The sequence below is a fragment of the Flavobacterium flavipigmentatum genome (genome assembly GCF_020911905.1).
Lineage (GTDB): Bacteria > Bacteroidota > Bacteroidia > Flavobacteriales > Flavobacteriaceae > Flavobacterium > Flavobacterium flavipigmentatum.
The window spans coordinates 4,253,511-4,272,276 of sequence record NZ_CP087133.1; the positions used below are offsets into that span (position 1 = coordinate 4,253,511).

Sequence of the window (18,766 nt, forward strand, 5' to 3'; positions counted from 1 at the left end):
AAACATGCGAAAAAAACTACTGTTACTTATTTTATTGATAATAGTGCCTTTTTTGGGATTTTCACAATTTAGTAAAACGCATTATATTCCGCCAGTTGTTGCCTCTGCCAAAGTTCCGGTTGGTTCGCAATTTATATATATTTCAACTCCAAGTACAATTCCTGTCAATTTTAATTTAAAAGAAATCGGAGGAGCCGTCTTCTCAGGAACAGTTTCAAGAGACAATCCTTATATTTTTGATATCAATGCGCATAACGCCAATCAGTTTGTTCTGGACGAATATGAGGTGAGCCGAATCAAGTCTAACAGTGGTTACATTATTGAAGCCGCAGATGTTGTGTATGCTACAGTTAGAGTTATAGACCGAACGGGCAATCAATCAAGCGAAATAGTATCGAAAGGGCTTGCTGCATTAGGAACACAATTTAGAATAAGTGGCCTCACCAATAAATTCAATCCAGGCTACTCAGACAGGCATCTGACTTTTGCTTCTATTTTGGCCACCGAAAACAATACTGTGATCAATTTTACTGATATAAAACCAGGTTCAGTTTTAATTAATAATTTCGTTTCAGGCAATTCGCTTCCCAGCATCACACTCAACAGCGGAGAAAGTTATACCATCGCTGTACAAGGCCCTACGCCTGCCAACAATGATGCATTAATAGGAGCTTTGATCGCATCAAATAAGCCAATAGCAGTAAATTGTGGTTCTTTTGCAGGATCAAACGGGTCGCTTCCTAACAATATAGATTTAGGTTTTGACCAAATTGTATCGGCAGAAAGAACAGGAAAAGATTATATTTTTATAAAAAGCACAGGTTCTGACGAGGTCGAAAAAGTGATTTTAATTGCCCATGAAAACAATACTGAAATATTTTTAAATGGATCCCTAACTCCAAACTATACAATCAATGCGGGCGAATATGTTGCTGTTTTGGGTAATAATTATAATGCAGAAGGAAATCTTTACGTACATTCTAATAAAAATATTTTTGCCTATCAAAGTGTAGGAGATAATTCGCGACCGGACGAAGCTAATCAGGAAATGTTTTTTGTACCTCCTTTAAGTTGTCAAACTCCGCAAACGATAGATAATATTCCAGCTATTGAAGCAATTGGTAATCGGTATTTTACGGGCAGGGTTACTCTTACTACAAAAACAGGTTCTAATCTCAATTTTATAATCGATGCCACTCCTTATACTTTGGCCACATTACCCCCTTTTGTAAATGTTTTAGGACCAACAGCTGTAACAGGAAATCCTGATTATCAATGCTATGTCATCACGGGATTGACAGGAAACGTATCCGTTTTTTCTACTTCCGAGTTGTATTTGGCCGCTTATGGAAGCGATGGTGCAGCAACTTTTGGAGGTTATTATTCCGGATTTACCTTCAAACCAGAGGTGAATTTTCAGCAATTAAACGTTACACAATCCGGATGTATTCCAAATATAAAACTCAATATCAGCTCATTAACAGGATTCGACACTTTTCAGTGGTATTTTAATGATGTAGCCATTTCCGGTGCAAATTCAAATTCATATTCGCCGACTCAGCCTGGATATTACAAAGTAAAAGCAACTTTATCTGCTTGTGGTATCGATTTATTTTCTGATGAAATACCCGTTAGCGATTGCCCTACGGATCTAGATAACGACAAAACAAACGACAACATCGATTTGGATAATGATGCAGATGGAATAACAAATTGTACCGAATCGTTCGGGAACCAAAACATCAATATTGACGCCACAAGCAACGGAATCATTTCAGTTGGCACCTACAACAATTCATTTATTACAAAAGTCACAACTTCTACCTCCGCTAGCACAACTCCATTTACAGGAAGCATTGATGGCAGTTTTGTTACCGAAGTTCCTCCCGGAAAAACCAATTGGGTAACTTATACTTTAAATTTTACGCAACCTATTTCGCTTGGTTTAGAATATATTTCGACAGCAAATACGGGAGATTTATTAAATTCTGGTGCTGAATATGTGGTAAACTCAGAAATAAACAAAACGATCACAGTATTAAATCCAGACAATCAATTACTAATTGACACCAATTATGATGGTTTTTATGAAAGCGGTATAACAGAATATTCTTCTTTCGAAATTCGATTTAGACTCAACAATACAGTACCATTAGCCGCAGGAACCGGAACTTTTAAATTCCTGACCAATCAGTCAAAAATGATTAGCTTGAAGCATAAAAACCTTTCGGATGTATTACCAAATAAGACTTCATTAAAGTTCTACGCTGTTTGTGTCTCAAAAGATACTGACAATGATGGTGTGCCAGACCAATGGGATCTCGACAGCGATAACGACGGCATACCTGATAGTATTGAGGCGCAAGGTACTACGATTAAAACGATTTCTACTATTGATGCCAATCATGACGGAATTGATGATGCGTTTGCCAACGGAATAACACCCGCCGATTTTGATAACGACAATGTTATGAATTATCTGGATTTGGATAGTGACAATGATGGTATTTATGATCTAAAAGAATCCGGCAGTAATGCTCTTGATACTAATTTGGATGGAATCATTGATGGCAATAATTTTGGCCCAAACGGTTTAGCAAATACAGTAGAAACAGTAGCAGAAAGCGGGAAACTAAATTATACTGTTGCAGATACAGATTCGGACGGCATTTATAATTATACCTCACTTGACAGCGACAATGATTTGTGCTCTGATGTAATTGAAGCTGGTTTTACAGATGGCAATAATGACCGAATATTAGGTGCCATTTCCCCTCCAACGGTAAATGCCAATGGTGTTGTAACAAGCGGAGCGGGCTACACAAATCCGAATACTAATTATACTATTGCTGCTCCTATCATAATCAATAATCAACCAGAAAACAAATCCGTTTGCGAATTACAAAGCACTACTTTTGCCGTAACTAGCGCTTTTATTACGAGTTACCAGTGGCAGATTTCTACCAACAATGGTGCAACCTGGACAGATCTTTCCAACAATACAACATATTCGGGCGTTACTGCATCAACGCTAGTCGTTTCGAATGTTACGTTGTTGATGCATAAGTATCAATACAGAGTATACTTGAACCGAACAGGGAATTCATGCGGTTTATATTCTGCAAATGCTACAGTATCAATATTAGCGTTGCCAAGTGTTGCTTCGTCTGTCACTTTGGTACAATGCGATGATGATACAGATGGAGTTACCGCATTCAATTTAACACAAAAGAATAACATCATTAGTGCAAATTCAGCTCAGGAGACGATCAGTTATTATGCCACACTTGCTGGTGCAGAAACAGAAAATCCGAACTTGTTAATTGCAACACCTCTTGCTTATAAAAGCTCAAATAAAATAATTTACGCCAGAGTTGCCAACGCCAACGGATGTTTTAGAGTTAGCCAGTTAAATCTTGTGGTTGCTGTTACGCAGCTTCCCGGTAATTTTCAAATACCGGATTATCAGCAATGCGATGATTTTATTGATGTTTTAAACAATGATACTGATGGCGTTACCAGTTTTAATTTTAGCAATGCTACCCAGGAAATCAAAAATAGGCTTCCCGCTCCTGCAACAAATTATACCGTAAGTTATTATAAAAATGAAGCCGATTTTCTCGCAGAAACAGATGCTTCCGGCAATTCTTTGGCAATCACCGCAATTTCAAATTATCGCAATATTGGCTATCCAAATAATCAAAAAATTTGGGCACGAGTAGAAAACACTTTATCTAATGATTGTTATGGCTTTATCACTTTTAATCTAATAGTAAATCCACTTCCGGAAGTACGGCTCAATGCAGATGGAGCAGAAAATGAGTTAATCTGCAGTAACATACCAGAGTTTTTGATAACAATCGATGCTGGAATTACAACTCCTAGCACAGTAAATGATTATACTTATCAATGGTTTCTGAATGGAAATCTACTTTCGGGTGCCACTACTTTTTCGATAGAAGTCAGTACCCAAGGAATTTATACCGTAGTAGTAAAAAACACCAGTAATTGTTCGAGAACACGAACTGTAAAAGTCACAGCATCGGATATTGCAAAAATACAGGCAATTGAAGTTGAAGATTTGAGCGACAACAATTCTGTTTTGGTAAAAGCAACTGGAGCAGGAAATTATGTGTACAGCATTACAGATGCGAATGGTCCTTATCAAGAGTCCAATTTATTCGAAAATGTGCCAATAGGTTTTCACACCGTTTATGTAAAGGATTTGAATGATTGTGGAATTTCAGAAAAATTAATTGCAGTTCTTGGAGCACCAAAATTTTTCACTCCAAACGCAGACGGCTATAACGATACTTGGAATGTAAAAGGAGCTGATGCTGATTTTTATACAAACTCAATAATCTATATTTTTGATCGTTATGGAAAATTAATCAAGCAGCTTTCTCCTCTCTCCGAAGGCTGGAACGGAACCTTTAACGGGAGTCCTTTGCCAGCAGATGATTATTGGTATGCAGCAAAGTTTGAAGATGGCCGTGAGGCAAAAGGACACTTTAGTTTGAAGAGATAAAGTTTGTAAATTCCAAACTTGAAACCTGAAACTTCAAACTTATTAAAAATAAAAAACCCAAACTCCATATTGGAATTTGGGTTTTTCTATATTTTGAATTTGATAAGAATTAGAATTTGAATCTTTTTCTATCAGTTTCTGTCAAGTAAATTTTTCTCAAACGAATAGATTTTGGAGTAACCTCTACATATTCATCTTTTTGAATGTACTCTAAAGCTTCCTCTAATGAGAAAATAATTGGAGGGATAATTCTAGCTTTTTCATCATTTCCTGAAGAACGAACGTTAGATTGTTTTTTCTCTTTAGTTACGTTTACACACATATCATCACCACGAGAGTTTTCTCCAATTACCTGACCTTCGTAAATTTCGGCATTTGGTTCAACAAAAAACTTACCACGATCTTGTAATTTATCGATAGAATAAGGAATCGCTTTTCCTTTTTCCATAGAAATCAATGAACCTTTGTTACGTCCGGCGATTTCACCTTTGTAAGGTTCATATCCTATAAAACGGTGTGCCATAATCGCTTCACCAGCAGTAGCAGTAAGCAATTGATTACGTAATCCAATAATTCCACGTGATGGAATATTAAATTTTACAATCATACGGTCACCTTTAGTTTCCATACTTAGCATTTCACCTTTACGCATTGTAACGAATTCAACAGCTCTACCTGAAAGAGTTTCTGGTAAATCAATTGTCAATTCTTCAATTGGCTCACATTTTTTACCATCAATTTCTTTGATGATAACTTGTGGCTGACCGATTTGTAACTCATACCCTTCTCTTCTCATCGTTTCAATAAGAACAGATAAGTGAAGTACACCACGACCAAAAACCATAAATTTATCAGCAGAATCAGTTTCACCCAACTTCATTGCTAAGTTTTTCTCTAATTCTTTTGTCAAACGGTCTCTAATATGACGAGAAGTTACAAATTTACCCTCTTTACCAAAGAAAGGAGAGTCATTAATTGTAAACAACATGCTCATAGTAGGCTCGTCGATATCAATCGTTTTTAGACCTTCAGGATTTTCAAAATCAGCAATAGTATCACCAATTTCAAAACCTTCAACTCCAATGATTGCACAAATATCTCCAGCAATAACTTGTTGTACTTTTTTACGACCAAGTCCTTCAAAAGTATGAAGTTCTTTGATACGAGATTTAGAAATAGTTCCATCTCTTTTTACCAAAGAAATTGGCATACCTTCATTCAAAACTCCTCTTTCCAAACGACCAATAGCGATACGACCTGTAAAAGCTGAGAAATCTAAAGAAGTAATCAACATTTGTGGAGTACCTTCAGAAACTTTAGGAGCTGGAACATTTTCAACAACCATATCCAATAATGCTTCCACATTATCAGTTACGTTTTCCCAATGATCAGACATCCAGTTATTTTTAGCAGAACCATAAACTGTTGGAAAATCCAACTGCCATTCTTCAGCACCTAATTCAAACATAAGGTCGAAAACTTTTTCATGAACTTCTTCAGGAGTACAGTTTTCTTTATCAACTTTGTTAATAACTACGCATGGTTTAAGACCTAAATCGATCGCCTTTTGTAATACAAAACGCGTTTGTGGCATTGGTCCTTCAAAGGCATCTACTAGCAAGCATACACCATCGGCCATGTTTAATACACGCTCTACTTCACCTCCAAAATCCGCGTGACCAGGAGTGTCAATGATATTGATTTTTGTTCCTTTGTATTGAACTGATACGTTTTTTGAAGTAATAGTAATACCTCTTTCGCGCTCTAAATCGTTGTTATCAAGAATTAAATCACCTGTATTTTCGTTGTCACGAAATAATTGACAGTGATACATAATTTTATCAACCAAAGTGGTTTTACCGTGATCGACGTGGGCAATAATTGCAATGTTTCTAATAGATTCCATCTGAGATTTTTAATGGGTGCAAAGGTACACTTTATTTTGATATAAAAAACGTTTTTACTATAGTTTACGTATTGCCAAGCAATTAGTTTCGAAAAACAAACGCCAATTTCGACCTCAAATGGATTATTTTTTTAATGTTTTTTCGGTAAATTAATTATATTTGAGTGATGAAAAGTAAAACAACACAAATAACTCTTATTTACATTATCATTTCGTTGTTCTTGGCTGTCGCAGGTCATAAATTACTTATTAAATATGCTTCTCCCGAAAAATTTTACTTTTATAATTTCCTAAAAGACATCTTTTTTATCTTGGCTACGGGATTAATTTTCAAATACATTTTAATCCAAAACAAAAAGAAAAGTATTGCTATATTTAAAAAGCTAAACACAACAAACGAGGAAATTAAAGAATCGAATGAAAAGTATGACATAGTTGCCAAAGCTACAAGCGACACTATTTGGGACTGGAAAATTCAACAAGACACTATTAGCTGGAATAAAGGCATAGAAAATGTTTTTGGTTATGACACTGAGGAAGTTGGAAAAACTTCTCGATGGTGGTTTGACAAAATTCATCCCGAAGACAGTATCAGAATGTCCATCAAGCTCTATTCTTTTATCGAACAAAAAACCGAAAAATGGCAAGATCAGTACCGTTTTAAATGCAAAGACGGATCCTATAAATATGTTCTTGATAGAGGATTTTTGTTAAAAGATGAAAACGGAAGAGCTATACGGATGATTGGAGCCATTCAGGACATTACTAAACAGAAGGAAGAAGAACAGCGACTTAAACTTTTAGAAACCGTTATTACACAGTCTAAAGATTCTATTTTAATAACCGAAGCAAATTCAGAAAAGGGCAAAATACCCAAAATTGTATATATAAATCCCGCATTCTCACAGATGTCCGGCTATCAATCTAATGAAATAATAGGCAAATCACCTAACATTTTCAGAGGCCCAAAATCCGACTCATCCGAGCTAAAAAAACTGCTAAAAGCAATAAAAAACGAGGAAGAATTTTATATCGAAACCATTAGTTACACCAAACAAAAAAAAGAATATTGGGTTCGTTTTTCTATGATTCCGATTTTTAATTCTGATACAAAAATTTCGCACTGGATTTCTATTCAAAGAGACATCACCGACGAGAAAAAATTAGAAACAGAAAAAGAACACCTCATTAGAGAGCTCACTCAGAATAACAAAGATCTAAAACAATTTTCATACATCACATCGCATAATTTAAGAGCGCCACTATCCAATTTAATTGGCCTTCTGAATCTTATAGAAGACATTCCGGTAGAGAATCCAGAATTGGACGAAATTTTATCCGGATTCAGCAAATCGACCCATTTACTAAACGAGACCATCAATGATCTGGTAAAAGTAATTATCATCAAAGACAATCCTTCTATGCAAAAAGAAGAAGTTTCGCTAAAAGAGGTCTTCGAAAATGTATTGAGCCAACTTGCCTTTCAGATCGAATTACACAAACCAATCATAAAACTCAAATTTGATCAAACACCTTCATTACACATCAACAAGGCGTATATCGACAGCATTTTACTCAATTTACTAACCAATTCGATCAAATACAAATCCGAAAACAGAAAATTAAAAATTACAATAACTGCCGAACAAATAGATCACAAAACTATTCTAACTTTTAAAGACAACGGAATCGGAATAGATTTAGAAAGAAACAGAGACAAAGTTTTTGGCCTGTATCAAAGATTTCACAATTACCCCGACAGTAAAGGACTGGGCTTATATCTTGTAAAATCGCAAGTAGAAACAATGGGCGGAACGATAAGCATCGACAGCGAAGTAAACAAAGGCACAACATTTACCATAACATTTAAAAACCAATAAAAAACATGTTAAAGCAAATTTTATGCATCGATGATGACCCAATCACGCTGATGTTGTGCAAAAAAGTAATTGCGAAATCAGAGTTTTCAAATGAAATCATAACAGCACAAAACGGAGAAGAAGCCCTTCATCATTTCAACACCTTAAAATACGCCGGCAGCAAAAGCAACCCCAAAAAACCCGAACTCATTTTCCTGGACCTCAACATGCCTGTTATGGGTGGCTGGGAATTCCTTGATCACTTTACTTCCTACGCTTATTCCGACTATAACTCAGTCAATGTCATAGTCTTATCATCAACTATTGATCCCGAAGACCTGATAAAAGCAAAAAAATACCCAATTATAATCGACTTTCTTTCAAAACCCATAACATTACCAATGTTAGAATACATAAAAAAGAAAATTGATGTATGAAACCACAATGAACACGTCAAAAACACAATAATAATAATAATAATAATAATAATAATAATAATAATAATAATAATAATAATAATAATAATGGCGTTTCCCTATCGGGTCAGGCTGTTCACTAAATCTTTTGCTCAAGAATATCTTTTGCTAAGAACACTTTCAGGGTTTCGCAAAAGGATATCGTTACCATCCTTAACGCACTCTAGCGACAATTAGACATCTAGGCAATCAATAAAACAATGAAAGCCACTATTGCTTTCACCATTTTCCATTAAAATATATCAGTTTTACACAAACAAAAAAAAGTCCTCAAAAAGAGGACTTTTATATATTTAGGAAATTGTAATGAATTACAACTTAGCAACATGTTTTGTTAACTTAGACTTCAGGTTAGAAGCTTTGTTATCATGAATGATGTTCTTTTTTGCTAATTTATCAATCATGGAAATTACAGTTGATAATTTTGAAGCAGCGTCAGATTTATCAGTAGCTAATCTTAATGCCTTAATAGCATTACGAGTAGTTTTGTGTTGGTATCTGTTTAATACTCTTCTTTTTTCGTTACTTCTTATTCTTTTTAATGCTGACTTATGATTTGCCATTTCTTTTTAATTTTAGATGTAATAATTATTATAAATACTAGTTAAAAAAGAAAAACCTCCCACAATTGTATGACAATCACTTTGGTTTTAACTAATAAAACAAAAACAGAGACACCAGTTTTTATTTTACAAAACTTATTTACAACTAATTTCAGTAGTCCGTAAGGGAATCGAACCCCTGTTACCAGGACGAAAGCCTGGAGTCCTAACCCCTAGACGAACGGACCATTCTCGTTCTAAGTTTTCTTCAAACTAAATAATTGAAGATAGTAGCCCGTAGCGGAATCGAACCGCTCTTACATGGATGAAAACCATGCGTCCTAACCGATAGACGAACGGGCCATTTTTTTAAACATCAAGTTAAATAACTTAATTTGCAATAGAAATTAGTAGCCCGTAGCGGAATCGAACCGCTCTTACATGGATGAAAACCATGCGTCCTAACCGATAGACGAACGGGCCCTGCTTCTCTAATGCGGATGCAAAGATACATCTATTTTTAAGATGCACAATAGCTGATGCAAAAAAATTTATTTTTTTTTAATACGCCTTAGCAAACAACACTCTTTTTGAAGAAGGATTACCAGTAAATACACAGGTTCCCACCTCTTCAACACTATCCAAAGGAATGCAACGAATGGTTGCTTTTGTCAGGTCTTTTATTTTTTCTTCGGTAGCAGCCGTACCATCCCAATGAGCCGATACAAAACCTCCTTTTCCATCCAGAATTTCTTTAAACTCCTCAAAACTATTTACTTCGGTAACGTGAGAATTACGATATTCTAAAGCTTTATTAAATAAATCTGCCTGAATCGTTTCCAGCAACTCGTTTACATAATTTACAATTTCTTCTTTAGAAACCACTTCTTTTGATAAAGTATCACGTCTCGCAACCTCAAAAGTTCCGTTTTCTAAATCTTTTGGACCAACCGCAATTCGAACAGGAACCCCTTTCAATTCCCATTCAGCAAACTTGAATCCTGGTTTTTGAGTTGTTCTGTCATCATATTTGACCGATATTTTTAATTTTTTCAATTTCGCTGTCAACTCATTAACTGCAACAGTAATTTCGGCCAGTTGCTCATCCGTTTTATAAATAGGAACAATGACCACTTGTATCGGAGCTAAATTTGGAGGCAACACCAATCCTTGGTCATCAGAGTGCGTCATTACCAAAGCACCCATTAAACGAGTCGAAACACCCCATGAAGTTCCCCAAACGTGTTCTTGCTTTCCTTCGGCATTAGCAAACTTTACATCAAAAGCTTTTGCAAAATTCTGTCCTAAAAAGTGCGATGTACCCGCCTGTAATGCTTTTCCGTCCTGCATTAAAGCTTCGATACAATAGGTTTCATCAGCTCCAGCAAAACGCTCCGTTTCGGTTTTTATACCTTTTACCACCGGAATAGCCATAAAATTTTGTGCAAAATCAGCGTAAACATTCATCATTTTTACAGATTCCTCAAGTGCTTCGGCTTTTGTTGCGTGTGCCGTATGCCCTTCCTGCCATAAAAACTCGGCTGTTCTTAAAAACAAACGCGTACGCATTTCCCATCGCACAACATTCGCCCATTGATTAATCAATAAAGGTAAATCTCTGTATGATTGCACCCAACCTTTGTACGTTGACCAAATAATAGCTTCACTTGTCGGGCGAACAATAAGCTCTTCCTCTAATTTAGCATTTGGGTCAACCATCAATTTTCCAGGTTTATCAGGGTCGTTTTTTAATCTGTAATGCGTTACAATAGCACATTCTTTTGCAAATCCTTCGGCATTTTTTTCCTCAGCTTCAAACATGCTTTTTGGCACAAATAAAGGAAAATAAGCGTTCTGATGTCCTGTTTCTTTAAACATTCTATCTAACTCTGCTTGCATTTTTTCCCAAATAGCATAACCGTATGGCTTTATGATCATACAGCCTCTAACTCCCGAGTTTTCAGCTAAATCTGCTTTTACAACCAGCTCATTATACCATTTTGAATAATCTTCGGATCTTGTAGTGAGGTTCTTGCTCATATTGAATAGTTTGGCACAAATTTTGTTTTAATAATTTTAACTAAATAGTTTGACAAAACTAACTATTTTTGTAATGTCCAACAATAAAAAACACCACAGATATGAAAACTTATACTTCTCTCCGCCAAAATTCATCTCATTTGTACATTATTGTATTAGTGAGTTTTTTAGTAACGTCATGTGGTTCTTATCAAAATACTTCATACTATGATAGTGATGGTGTTTACGGAGGAACAACAAGGACCTATGCTCAAACAACAACCAATAAAAATGACCAATACACAGACTATTTCAGATCGTTGCAGGACGAAGAACAACCAACGGAAATTTTTACAGACGTAGATAATTACAGTAATTACAATGCCGAAAATGACAGCACAGTAGTAGCTAAAAGCTACCCGGCTTGGGGAAGCAGCAATACCGAAGTTGTCATAAATACATACCCAACTTCTTCATGGTCATGGGGAATGTCTATGGGATGGGGATTTCCTGGTTATGGCTTCGGCGGATGGGGATATCCTGGTTACGGATGGTACGGTGGCGGAAACTGGGGCTACTCTGGTTTTTGGGGACCTGGATACGGCTGGGGCTGGGGTTATGGTGGTGGATTTTACGGAGGTTATTATGGAGGCGGTTACTATGGAAGACCAGGTTATGGGTACGGCTACAATAACTATTCATACGCGACAGGCCGAAGAGGTTCTGCAGGATATTACGCAGGAAGAAACTATTCTTCTAACAGAGGCACTGTAAGCAACAGAAGTTACAATTCTAACAGAAGCAGTTACACTTCTAACAGAAGTAGTTATACTACCAACAGAAATTACACATCTAACAGAGGTTTTACTGACAGAAGAGGATCTGGTATGGATAACAGAGCAAGTAATTCAACTTTTACCAATAGAAGAAGCACTGGTCAGGGACAAAATAGCACTTATGATTACTCTAACAGAAGATCATCAAACACAACTACAACAAACAGAAACTACAACAATAGCAGCAATAGCAATTCTTCCAGAAACTACTCTCCTAGCCCATCGCGCTCTATGAATAGTGGCGGCGGAGGCAGCATGAGATCATCAGGTGGCGGCGGTGGCGGAAGATCATCAGGCGGTGGTGGTGGAAGAAGATAATTTTTCCCTTTTCTGAATACCATAATTAAAATTAAAACTTAGCCAAATGAAAAAAATATTTCTCCTTATTGCAACAGGACTAACTTTTAGCGTGTCTTATTCTCAAGAAGTTTCTGATGCTGTACGTTATGCGCAAGATAATTTAACTGGAACTGCCCGATTTAGAGCCATGAGCGGTGCATTTGGAGCTGTTGGCGGAGATTTATCCTCTACAACGGTCAATCCCGCTGGTTCTGCTATATTCAACAATAACCAGTTTGGACTTACGCTTAGCAACCAAAATACCAAAAACAACTCTAATTATTTTGGCACGAACACAAGTGACAAAGACAACTCGTTTATATTGAATCAAGCAAGTGGTGTTTTTGTTTTTCACGACAGCAACCCAAGTAACAGTTGGAAAAAAATTGCTATTGGGGCCAGTTACGAAAACACAAACAATTTTAATAATAATGTTTTTTCTGCCGGTACAAATCCTACCAACTCTATTGATGATTATTTTTTAGCTTTTGCTGATGGAGTTCCGCTTGGGGTAATTAAAAATTCGTATTACGACGAGCTCAACTACAGAGAACAACAAGCGTACATGGGATATGAAGGTTTTGTTATTAACCCCGTTGCTCCACTTGACAATAACAACACTCAATACAACTCTAATGTACCAGCAGGAGGAAATTACTATCATGAAAACGAAATTTATACCAGAGGTTATAACAGTAAATTAAGTTTTAATATAGCTACTTCTTATAAAGACCGTCTTTACTTTGGAGCGAATTTAAATGTTCATGTTACCGATTATAGAAGATCCAGCAGTTTTTACGAAGACAATAACAATCCGTTAACTCCAGAAGAAACTATTTCTAATTTACGTTTTAACAATGAATTGTACACGTACGGTAATGGTTTTTCTTTTCAATTAGGAGCTATTGCAAAAGTTACAGAATCATTTAGACTAGGATTGGCATACGAGTCAAATACTTGGTACGAACTTTTTGATGAAACTTCGCAAACTTTATCTACCACAAGACAAGCAGATGGCGGACAACCTATAAACAAATTTGTAAATCCTAACGTAATTAACGTATATGAATCTTATACTTTGCAAACTCCGGGAAAAACCACTTTTAGTGCGGCTTATGTTTTTGGAAAATCTGGCTTAATTAGCATTGATTACGCAATTAAAGACTACGGAAGTACTAAATTTAAACCTACTAGCGACGAAGGTTTTAGAGGAATCAACAATCAGTTAAGTAATCAATTGACAAGCAATGGCGAACTTAGAATTGGCGGAGAGTATAAAATAAATAAACTGAGTTTGCGTGGCGGATATCGTTTTGAAGGAAGTCCTTATAAAAACGCCACAACAATTGGAGATTTGACCGGTTATTCTGGCGGTTTAGGATATAGTTTTGGAGCTACAAAATTGGATTTAGCTTATTCTTATTCCGAAAGAAAATCGAATGAAGGATTTTTTGCCACCGGATTTACAGACGGTGCTAACATAACCTCGAAGCTTACGAATGTTTCGCTGACATTATTATTTGAATTGTAATTAAGAATAAATAGATGAATGGAAATTTCCGCTGAGTGTTGCTTAGCGGATTTTTTTTAGCCCTGATAGAAGGGAAAATCCTTTTTTATTGCTTTTTCTGCAATAAAAAAGATTGGAATGATAGCAGGAATAGCTCCTGAAAAAAACACTAAAACAAACCTAAAGGAGCGGTGTTTGAATAAAAAAGCGTAATTTTGCACTCCAATTTATAAAAGTATGAGAACCAAGTCCTTAAAAAAGAACAAAATTAACGTAATCACTCTTGGGTGTTCAAAAAATGTATACGATAGCGAAGTGTTGATGGGACAACTTCGTGCCAATGGAAAAGAAGTAACACACGAGGCACCAGCTGCAGAGGAGGGAAATATTATCGTAATTAACACATGCGGGTTTATTGACAATGCCAAAGCAGAGTCTGTAAACATGATTTTGGAATATGCTGATAAAAAAGAGAAAGGACTGGTTGACAAAGTTTTTGTAACCGGATGTTTATCTGAGCGTTACAGACCTGATTTAGAAAAAGAGATTCCGAATGTAGATCAATATTTTGGCACAACAGAATTGCCTCAATTATTGAAAGCTTTGGGAGCCGATTATAAACATGAATTGTTGGGAGAACGTTTGACAACGACTCCAAAAAACTACGCTTACCTAAAAATTGCCGAAGGTTGCGACAGACCTTGCAGTTTTTGTGCTATTCCGCTGATGCGCGGTAAACACGTTTCGCAGCCTATTGAAAAATTGGTTAAAGAAACAGAAGGTCTGGCAAGAAACGGAGTTAAAGAATTGATTTTAATTGCGCAGGACCTTACTTATTACGGTCTTGATATTTATAAAAAGAGAAATCTGGCAGAACTTCTGGAAGCTTTGGCAAAAGTAGAAGGAATTGAATGGATTCGTTTGCATTATGCCTACCCAACTGGGTTTCCGATGGATGTACTTGAATTAATGAAACGTGAGCCTAAGATTTGTAATTATATTGATATTCCGTTGCAGCATATTTCAGACTCTATTTTGAAATCGATGCGTCGTGGTACTACTCAGGCCAAAACCACACAATTATTGAAAGATTTTCGTGCTGCTGTTCCCGGAATGGCCATTAGAACGACTTTGATTGTAGGATATCCTGGCGAAACACAAGAAGATTTTGAGATTTTGAAAGATTTTGTTCAGGAAATGAAATTTGACAGAATGGGATGTTTTGCATACTCTCACGAAGAAAACACACATGCTTATTTATTGGAAGATAATGTGCCAGATGATGTAAAACAAGCCAGAGCCAATGAAATTATGGAATTACAATCTCAAATTTCATGGGACTTAAACCAAGAAAAAGTAGGTCAGGTTTTTAAATGTATTATTGACCGAAAAGAAGGCGCTCATTTTGTTGGCAGAACCGAATTTGATAGTCCTGATGTAGATAATGAAGTATTAATAGACGCCTCGAAACATTACGTAAAAACGGGAGAATTTGTTAATATTAGAATAATAGAAGCAACAGAATTTGATTTATACGGAGAACCTGCTTAAATTTACGATAAAGAATAGCTAACCAACATAAAAACGCAATTATGAAACCAATTCAATCACTATTTCTTCTTGTTTTTGCTTTGTTGAGCATCAATACAGTTTGGGCTCAATATGGAAATGGCTATAATAATAATGGCTACGGAAGAGGTGGCGCAATGGGAATGGACAGAAGCATGATGCAGGGACAACAAAGTGCGCCAAGCAAGCCTAAAGAAATTCCTGCTGAAGAAACCGCTGCTAAAATTGTAGAACAAATGAAACCAGAGGTAAATCTTGATGAATTGCAAGCAATTGCCATTACCAATGTCATGGCAGACAGCATGAGAGAGCAAGGTATTCTGCTAAAAAATGAAAGTAGCAGCCAGGATCAAAAACTAGAACAAATCAATGCTCTTAGAGAAGAAACTAATAAAAAAATAAATGCTTTCTTAAATCCTGATCAAAAAGAGAAATTTACTGCATTTATGGCTAATTTTAAAGAAGTAAAAAAGCCGAAATCTAAAAAGAAAAAAGACTCTAAAAAAGATATAAAAGAAGATATTAAGGAAGTTAAAGATGCAACCAAAGAAACCGAATAATTGCTACTTACTCACTTAAAAAAAAATGTATAAACATGACAAAACATTTTTATTACCTGATTACTGCACTTATTATCACTTCGTGCGCAACAAAAAACCCTCATAAAATTACCGAAAAAGTATACGATCAGCAACTTAAAACTTTAGAACAACAAATAACAAGCAAAGAAGTTCAACCAATACCTGCTGTGGCGCCGCTTAGCATAGATTCTCTTTACGCACAACAGCTTCATATTGTGCGAGATTCAATTTCGAAGACAGGATCGACCGCTTTATTAAATGGTATCAGCACAGAATGGATTGGAACCGTTAATTTTAATTTAAGAAAACCAAGTTTTGTCATCATTCATCATACTGCACAAGATTCTTTAGAGCAAACCATCAATACTTTTACAAAAGTAAAAACACAGGTTAGTGCGCATTATGTAATTTCTGAGAATGGTAAAGTGGTACAAATGCTAAACGATTATTTACGAGCTTGGCATGCCGGAAACTCTACTTGGGGAAAAACAACCGATCTTAACTCAACTTCTATCGGGATTGAATTGGACAATAATGGATTTGAGCCTTTTTCTGAAGCACAAATAAGCAGTTTAGTAGCTCTTTTAACAAAATTAAAAAAAGATTACAACATTCCGACTCAAAATTTTATTGGTCACGCCGATATTGCTCCCGGAAGAAAAACAGATCCGAGTGCTTTGTTTCCTTGGAAAACTTTGGCCGAAAAAGGTTTTGGAATTTGGCAAGATGAAGTTTTAGAAGAAGCTCCCTTTGACTTTAAAATTGAGCCTGCGTTACGTATTATAGGTTATAACACAAAGAACCTTACTGCAGCAATTATGGCTTTTAAATTGCATTACATTCAAACTGATACTACTTCAGTATTAGATAGAAAAACAATCGATACCATCTATTCTATCTACAAAAAGCAACTTCAATAAAACATACTAAAAAATAAAAAAACACCTTTCTAAATTAGATTAGAAAGGTATTTTTTTTTTACGAAACATCTAACTTTTACTTTTTGTAAATTCTGAACTCAAACAACCTAAAATTCTATAAGTTTACGTCATTATATCATTCTTTTCGGGACTCTTGATCAAATAAAATTCACTACCAATCAATTTTGGTCACTTTACAATTGATGTCAATAAAAAAGCTGCCTAAACATTATTATGTTTCGACAGCTCCAAAAAAAAAAAAAAAATATCAATCTTTGTCTCTAGAAAGAGTATGTTGTTGCAAGTAATCCGAAAAATGATCCGCCAGCTGGTGCACTATCAGTATCTAAAAAGATATCTTCTGAAGCAGCATCGTAACGTAACTCAGGGATTATTGTTAATTTACCTACTTTATAATTTAATGATATTGTATTCGCAAAAACACTGGAACCATCTAATGTTCCTAAACCTATAGCATCTTTTCCATCAAAATATTCTGCTCTGTAAGCCAAACTTAAACTTGGTTTAAAAGCATAGCTGGCATATCCTATTACTGAAAACCAATCGCCATCTAACTCACTGTCAAAATCATTTTTAGTTTTTGCATAAGTTGCATTAAAACCTAATGAAAATGCATCTGTAATTGTTTTTGAAGCCACAAAATCAAATTGCGTTTTGTTGTCATCAAAGGCAGGGTTACCGCTTCCTGTTGTAAAATTCAGATAAGCACTTCCTGTCTCACCAACATACCCGATTTGTCCCACATACGTTTTTTGTTTTGTACCAGCATCCATCGCCGACTTAAAATCGGTTGGATTTGTAATACCCAACATTGCTGTAAATTTGCCCGAAGTATATTGTGCTTTTATACCCGTATTAAAAAACGGACCGTATGAGAATGCGTACGACATACTATAGTTTTTGTTATCTACTGCATCAACTAATTCGTACCCGATATGAGTGCCAAAACTACCCGCTACTACTTTAAATTCTTCAGAAATTTGATAAGTGAAATATAATTGTTTTATTAAAAATTTTGCATTGATATCTTTATCTGTTGTTTCATTATATGAAAATTCTCCTGCTCTTTTTCCAAAACCCAAATCTACAAATACAGATGCTTTTCCAAATGTGTGTGATGCTTCTATAGAAGCCATTCCTAGTTCAAAAGAGTCTTGTGAGTTTGTAAAACTCGTCAAACCATTCATTTGTTTGGCAAAATCATACTTATAATAGGCATCCGCAGATCCTGCAAAAGTGGTCGCTGGCGAAACTGACACTTCCTCTTCTTGAGCTATAGCGAAAGAACTTGTTAGCATCGCAGCAAAAATGTATACTACTTTTTTCATGTTTTAATTGGTTTTTAGTTAATATTGATTCTGGTTAGTTAATCCTTCTTATATCTAGTGACAGTATAAATCATTATTTAAAACATTATTTTTTATTCCTAAAAACACCACCATTTTCATTAGCGAATTTATTAACTTTTGTATCATCACAAGAATCCAAAAGTACTTTTTTGATGATTTGACGCAAGAATTATGGATTACAAAAATTTAGTATTCAATAATCGTTATTTCATATTATTTAGGATTTGTTTTTGAAAATTCAATAACTAAATTTTATAAAAAACATATAAAAATTAAGGGTTCTAATTAAAAAATAAGAATATTTAAACACA

The 18,766-nt window shown here is 35.5% G+C and carries 12 protein-coding genes and 3 tRNA genes; 8 read left to right on the forward strand and 7 right to left on the reverse strand.

What is annotated here, in order from left to right; genetic code table 11:
• Positions 1-4: 4 nt before the first annotated feature.
• The gene (locus LNP22_RS17940) at positions 5-4,528 is read left to right on the forward strand and encodes a T9SS type B sorting domain-containing protein (protein ID WP_229974678.1); all 4,524 of its coding nucleotides are present in this window, start codon (positions 5-7) and stop codon (positions 4,526-4,528) included.
• A 109-nt stretch (positions 4,529-4,637) separates the two neighbouring features.
• Here the strand turns inward: LNP22_RS17940 and typA are convergent, their stop codons facing one another.
• Positions 4,638-6,434 (reverse strand): translational GTPase TypA, encoded by a 1,797-nt coding sequence (typA, locus tag LNP22_RS17945; protein ID WP_229974679.1) that lies wholly within the window; start codon positions 6,432-6,434, stop codon positions 4,638-4,640.
• Positions 6,435-6,601: 167 nt separating this feature from the next.
• Between typA and LNP22_RS17950 the strand changes: the two genes are divergently transcribed.
• Both LNP22_RS17950 and LNP22_RS17955 read left to right on the forward strand, forming a co-directional pair.
• On the forward strand, positions 6,602-8,314 hold the full coding sequence (locus LNP22_RS17950; protein ID WP_229974680.1) for a PAS domain-containing sensor histidine kinase: 1,713 nt from the start codon (positions 6,602-6,604) through the stop codon (positions 8,312-8,314).
• A gap of 5 nt (positions 8,315-8,319) precedes the next feature.
• A complete protein-coding gene (locus LNP22_RS17955) occupies positions 8,320-8,730 on the forward strand; it encodes a response regulator (protein ID WP_210666496.1) in 411 nt (136 codons plus the stop codon).
• Between the two features lie 350 nt (positions 8,731-9,080).
• On the opposite strand, the gene rpsT is transcribed toward LNP22_RS17955, so the two are convergent.
• The 5 genes from rpsT to proS all read right to left on the reverse strand — a co-directional run bounded on the left by rpsT (position 9,081) and on the right by proS (position 11,351).
• On the reverse strand, positions 9,081-9,332 hold the full coding sequence (gene rpsT / locus LNP22_RS17960; protein WP_041517133.1) for a 30S ribosomal protein S20: 252 nt from the start codon (positions 9,330-9,332) through the stop codon (positions 9,081-9,083).
• A 155-nt stretch (positions 9,333-9,487) separates the two neighbouring features.
• A tRNA-Glu gene (locus LNP22_RS17965) sits at positions 9,488-9,559 on the reverse strand.
• 43 nt (positions 9,560-9,602) lie between these two features.
• Positions 9,603-9,674: transfer RNA gene (locus LNP22_RS17970), tRNA-Glu, on the reverse strand.
• Positions 9,675-9,722: 48 nt separating this feature from the next.
• Positions 9,723-9,794, reverse strand: a tRNA-Glu gene (locus LNP22_RS17975).
• Between the two features lie 78 nt (positions 9,795-9,872).
• Positions 9,873-11,351, reverse strand: a complete 1,479-nt coding sequence (proS, locus tag LNP22_RS17980; RefSeq protein ID WP_229974681.1) for a proline--tRNA ligase — start codon at positions 11,349-11,351, stop codon at positions 9,873-9,875.
• A gap of 101 nt (positions 11,352-11,452) precedes the next feature.
• Here proS and LNP22_RS17985 point away from each other — a divergent pair, with 101 nt between their 5' ends.
• From LNP22_RS17985 to LNP22_RS18005, 5 genes are all read left to right on the forward strand, one after another.
• Positions 11,453-12,484: a hypothetical protein gene (locus tag LNP22_RS17985; protein ID WP_229974682.1), complete on the forward strand. Its 1,032-nt coding sequence runs from the start codon at positions 11,453-11,455 to the stop codon at positions 12,482-12,484.
• A 46-nt stretch (positions 12,485-12,530) separates the two neighbouring features.
• Positions 12,531-14,036: an OmpP1/FadL family transporter gene (locus tag LNP22_RS17990; RefSeq protein ID WP_229974683.1), complete on the forward strand. Its 1,506-nt coding sequence runs from the start codon at positions 12,531-12,533 to the stop codon at positions 14,034-14,036.
• Between the two features lie 216 nt (positions 14,037-14,252).
• Positions 14,253-15,566 carry a 30S ribosomal protein S12 methylthiotransferase RimO gene (gene rimO / locus LNP22_RS17995; RefSeq protein ID WP_229974684.1) on the forward strand — a complete coding sequence of 438 codons (1,314 nt, stop codon included), beginning with the start codon at positions 14,253-14,255 and terminating at the stop codon, positions 15,564-15,566.
• Positions 15,567-15,607: 41 nt separating this feature from the next.
• Positions 15,608-16,144 carry a hypothetical protein gene (locus LNP22_RS18000; protein ID WP_229974685.1) on the forward strand — a complete coding sequence of 179 codons (537 nt, stop codon included), beginning with the start codon at positions 15,608-15,610 and terminating at the stop codon, positions 16,142-16,144.
• A 35-nt stretch (positions 16,145-16,179) separates the two neighbouring features.
• Positions 16,180-17,085, forward strand: a complete 906-nt coding sequence (locus LNP22_RS18005) for an N-acetylmuramoyl-L-alanine amidase (RefSeq protein WP_229974686.1) — start codon at positions 16,180-16,182, stop codon at positions 17,083-17,085.
• Positions 17,086-17,366: 281 nt separating this feature from the next.
• On the opposite strand, the gene LNP22_RS18010 is transcribed toward LNP22_RS18005, so the two are convergent.
• Positions 17,367-18,434, reverse strand: a complete 1,068-nt coding sequence (locus LNP22_RS18010) for an outer membrane beta-barrel protein (protein WP_229974687.1) — start codon at positions 18,432-18,434, stop codon at positions 17,367-17,369.
• Between the last annotated feature and the right edge of the window lie 332 nt (positions 18,435-18,766).

Coding starts and splice junctions, on each gene's coding strand:
- LNP22_RS17940 (WP_229974678.1), top strand. CDS start 5: ATGCGAAAAAAACTACTGTTACTTATTTTATTGATAATAGTGCCTTTT.
- typA (WP_229974679.1), bottom strand. CDS start 6,434: ATGGAATCTATTAGAAACATTGCAATTATTGCCCACGTCGATCACGGT.
- LNP22_RS17950 (WP_229974680.1), top strand. CDS start 6,602: ATGAAAAGTAAAACAACACAAATAACTCTTATTTACATTATCATTTCG.
- LNP22_RS17955 (WP_210666496.1), top strand. CDS start 8,320: ATGTTAAAGCAAATTTTATGCATCGATGATGACCCAATCACGCTGATG.
- rpsT (WP_041517133.1), bottom strand. CDS start 9,332: ATGGCAAATCATAAGTCAGCATTAAAAAGAATAAGAAGTAACGAAAAA.
- proS (WP_229974681.1), bottom strand. CDS start 11,351: ATGAGCAAGAACCTCACTACAAGATCCGAAGATTATTCAAAATGGTAT.
- LNP22_RS17985 (WP_229974682.1), top strand. CDS start 11,453: ATGAAAACTTATACTTCTCTCCGCCAAAATTCATCTCATTTGTACATT.
- LNP22_RS17990 (WP_229974683.1), top strand. CDS start 12,531: ATGAAAAAAATATTTCTCCTTATTGCAACAGGACTAACTTTTAGCGTG.
- rimO (WP_229974684.1), top strand. CDS start 14,253: ATGAGAACCAAGTCCTTAAAAAAGAACAAAATTAACGTAATCACTCTT.
- LNP22_RS18000 (WP_229974685.1), top strand. CDS start 15,608: ATGAAACCAATTCAATCACTATTTCTTCTTGTTTTTGCTTTGTTGAGC.
- LNP22_RS18005 (WP_229974686.1), top strand. CDS start 16,180: ATGACAAAACATTTTTATTACCTGATTACTGCACTTATTATCACTTCG.
- LNP22_RS18010 (WP_229974687.1), bottom strand. CDS start 18,434: ATGAAAAAAGTAGTATACATTTTTGCTGCGATGCTAACAAGTTCTTTC.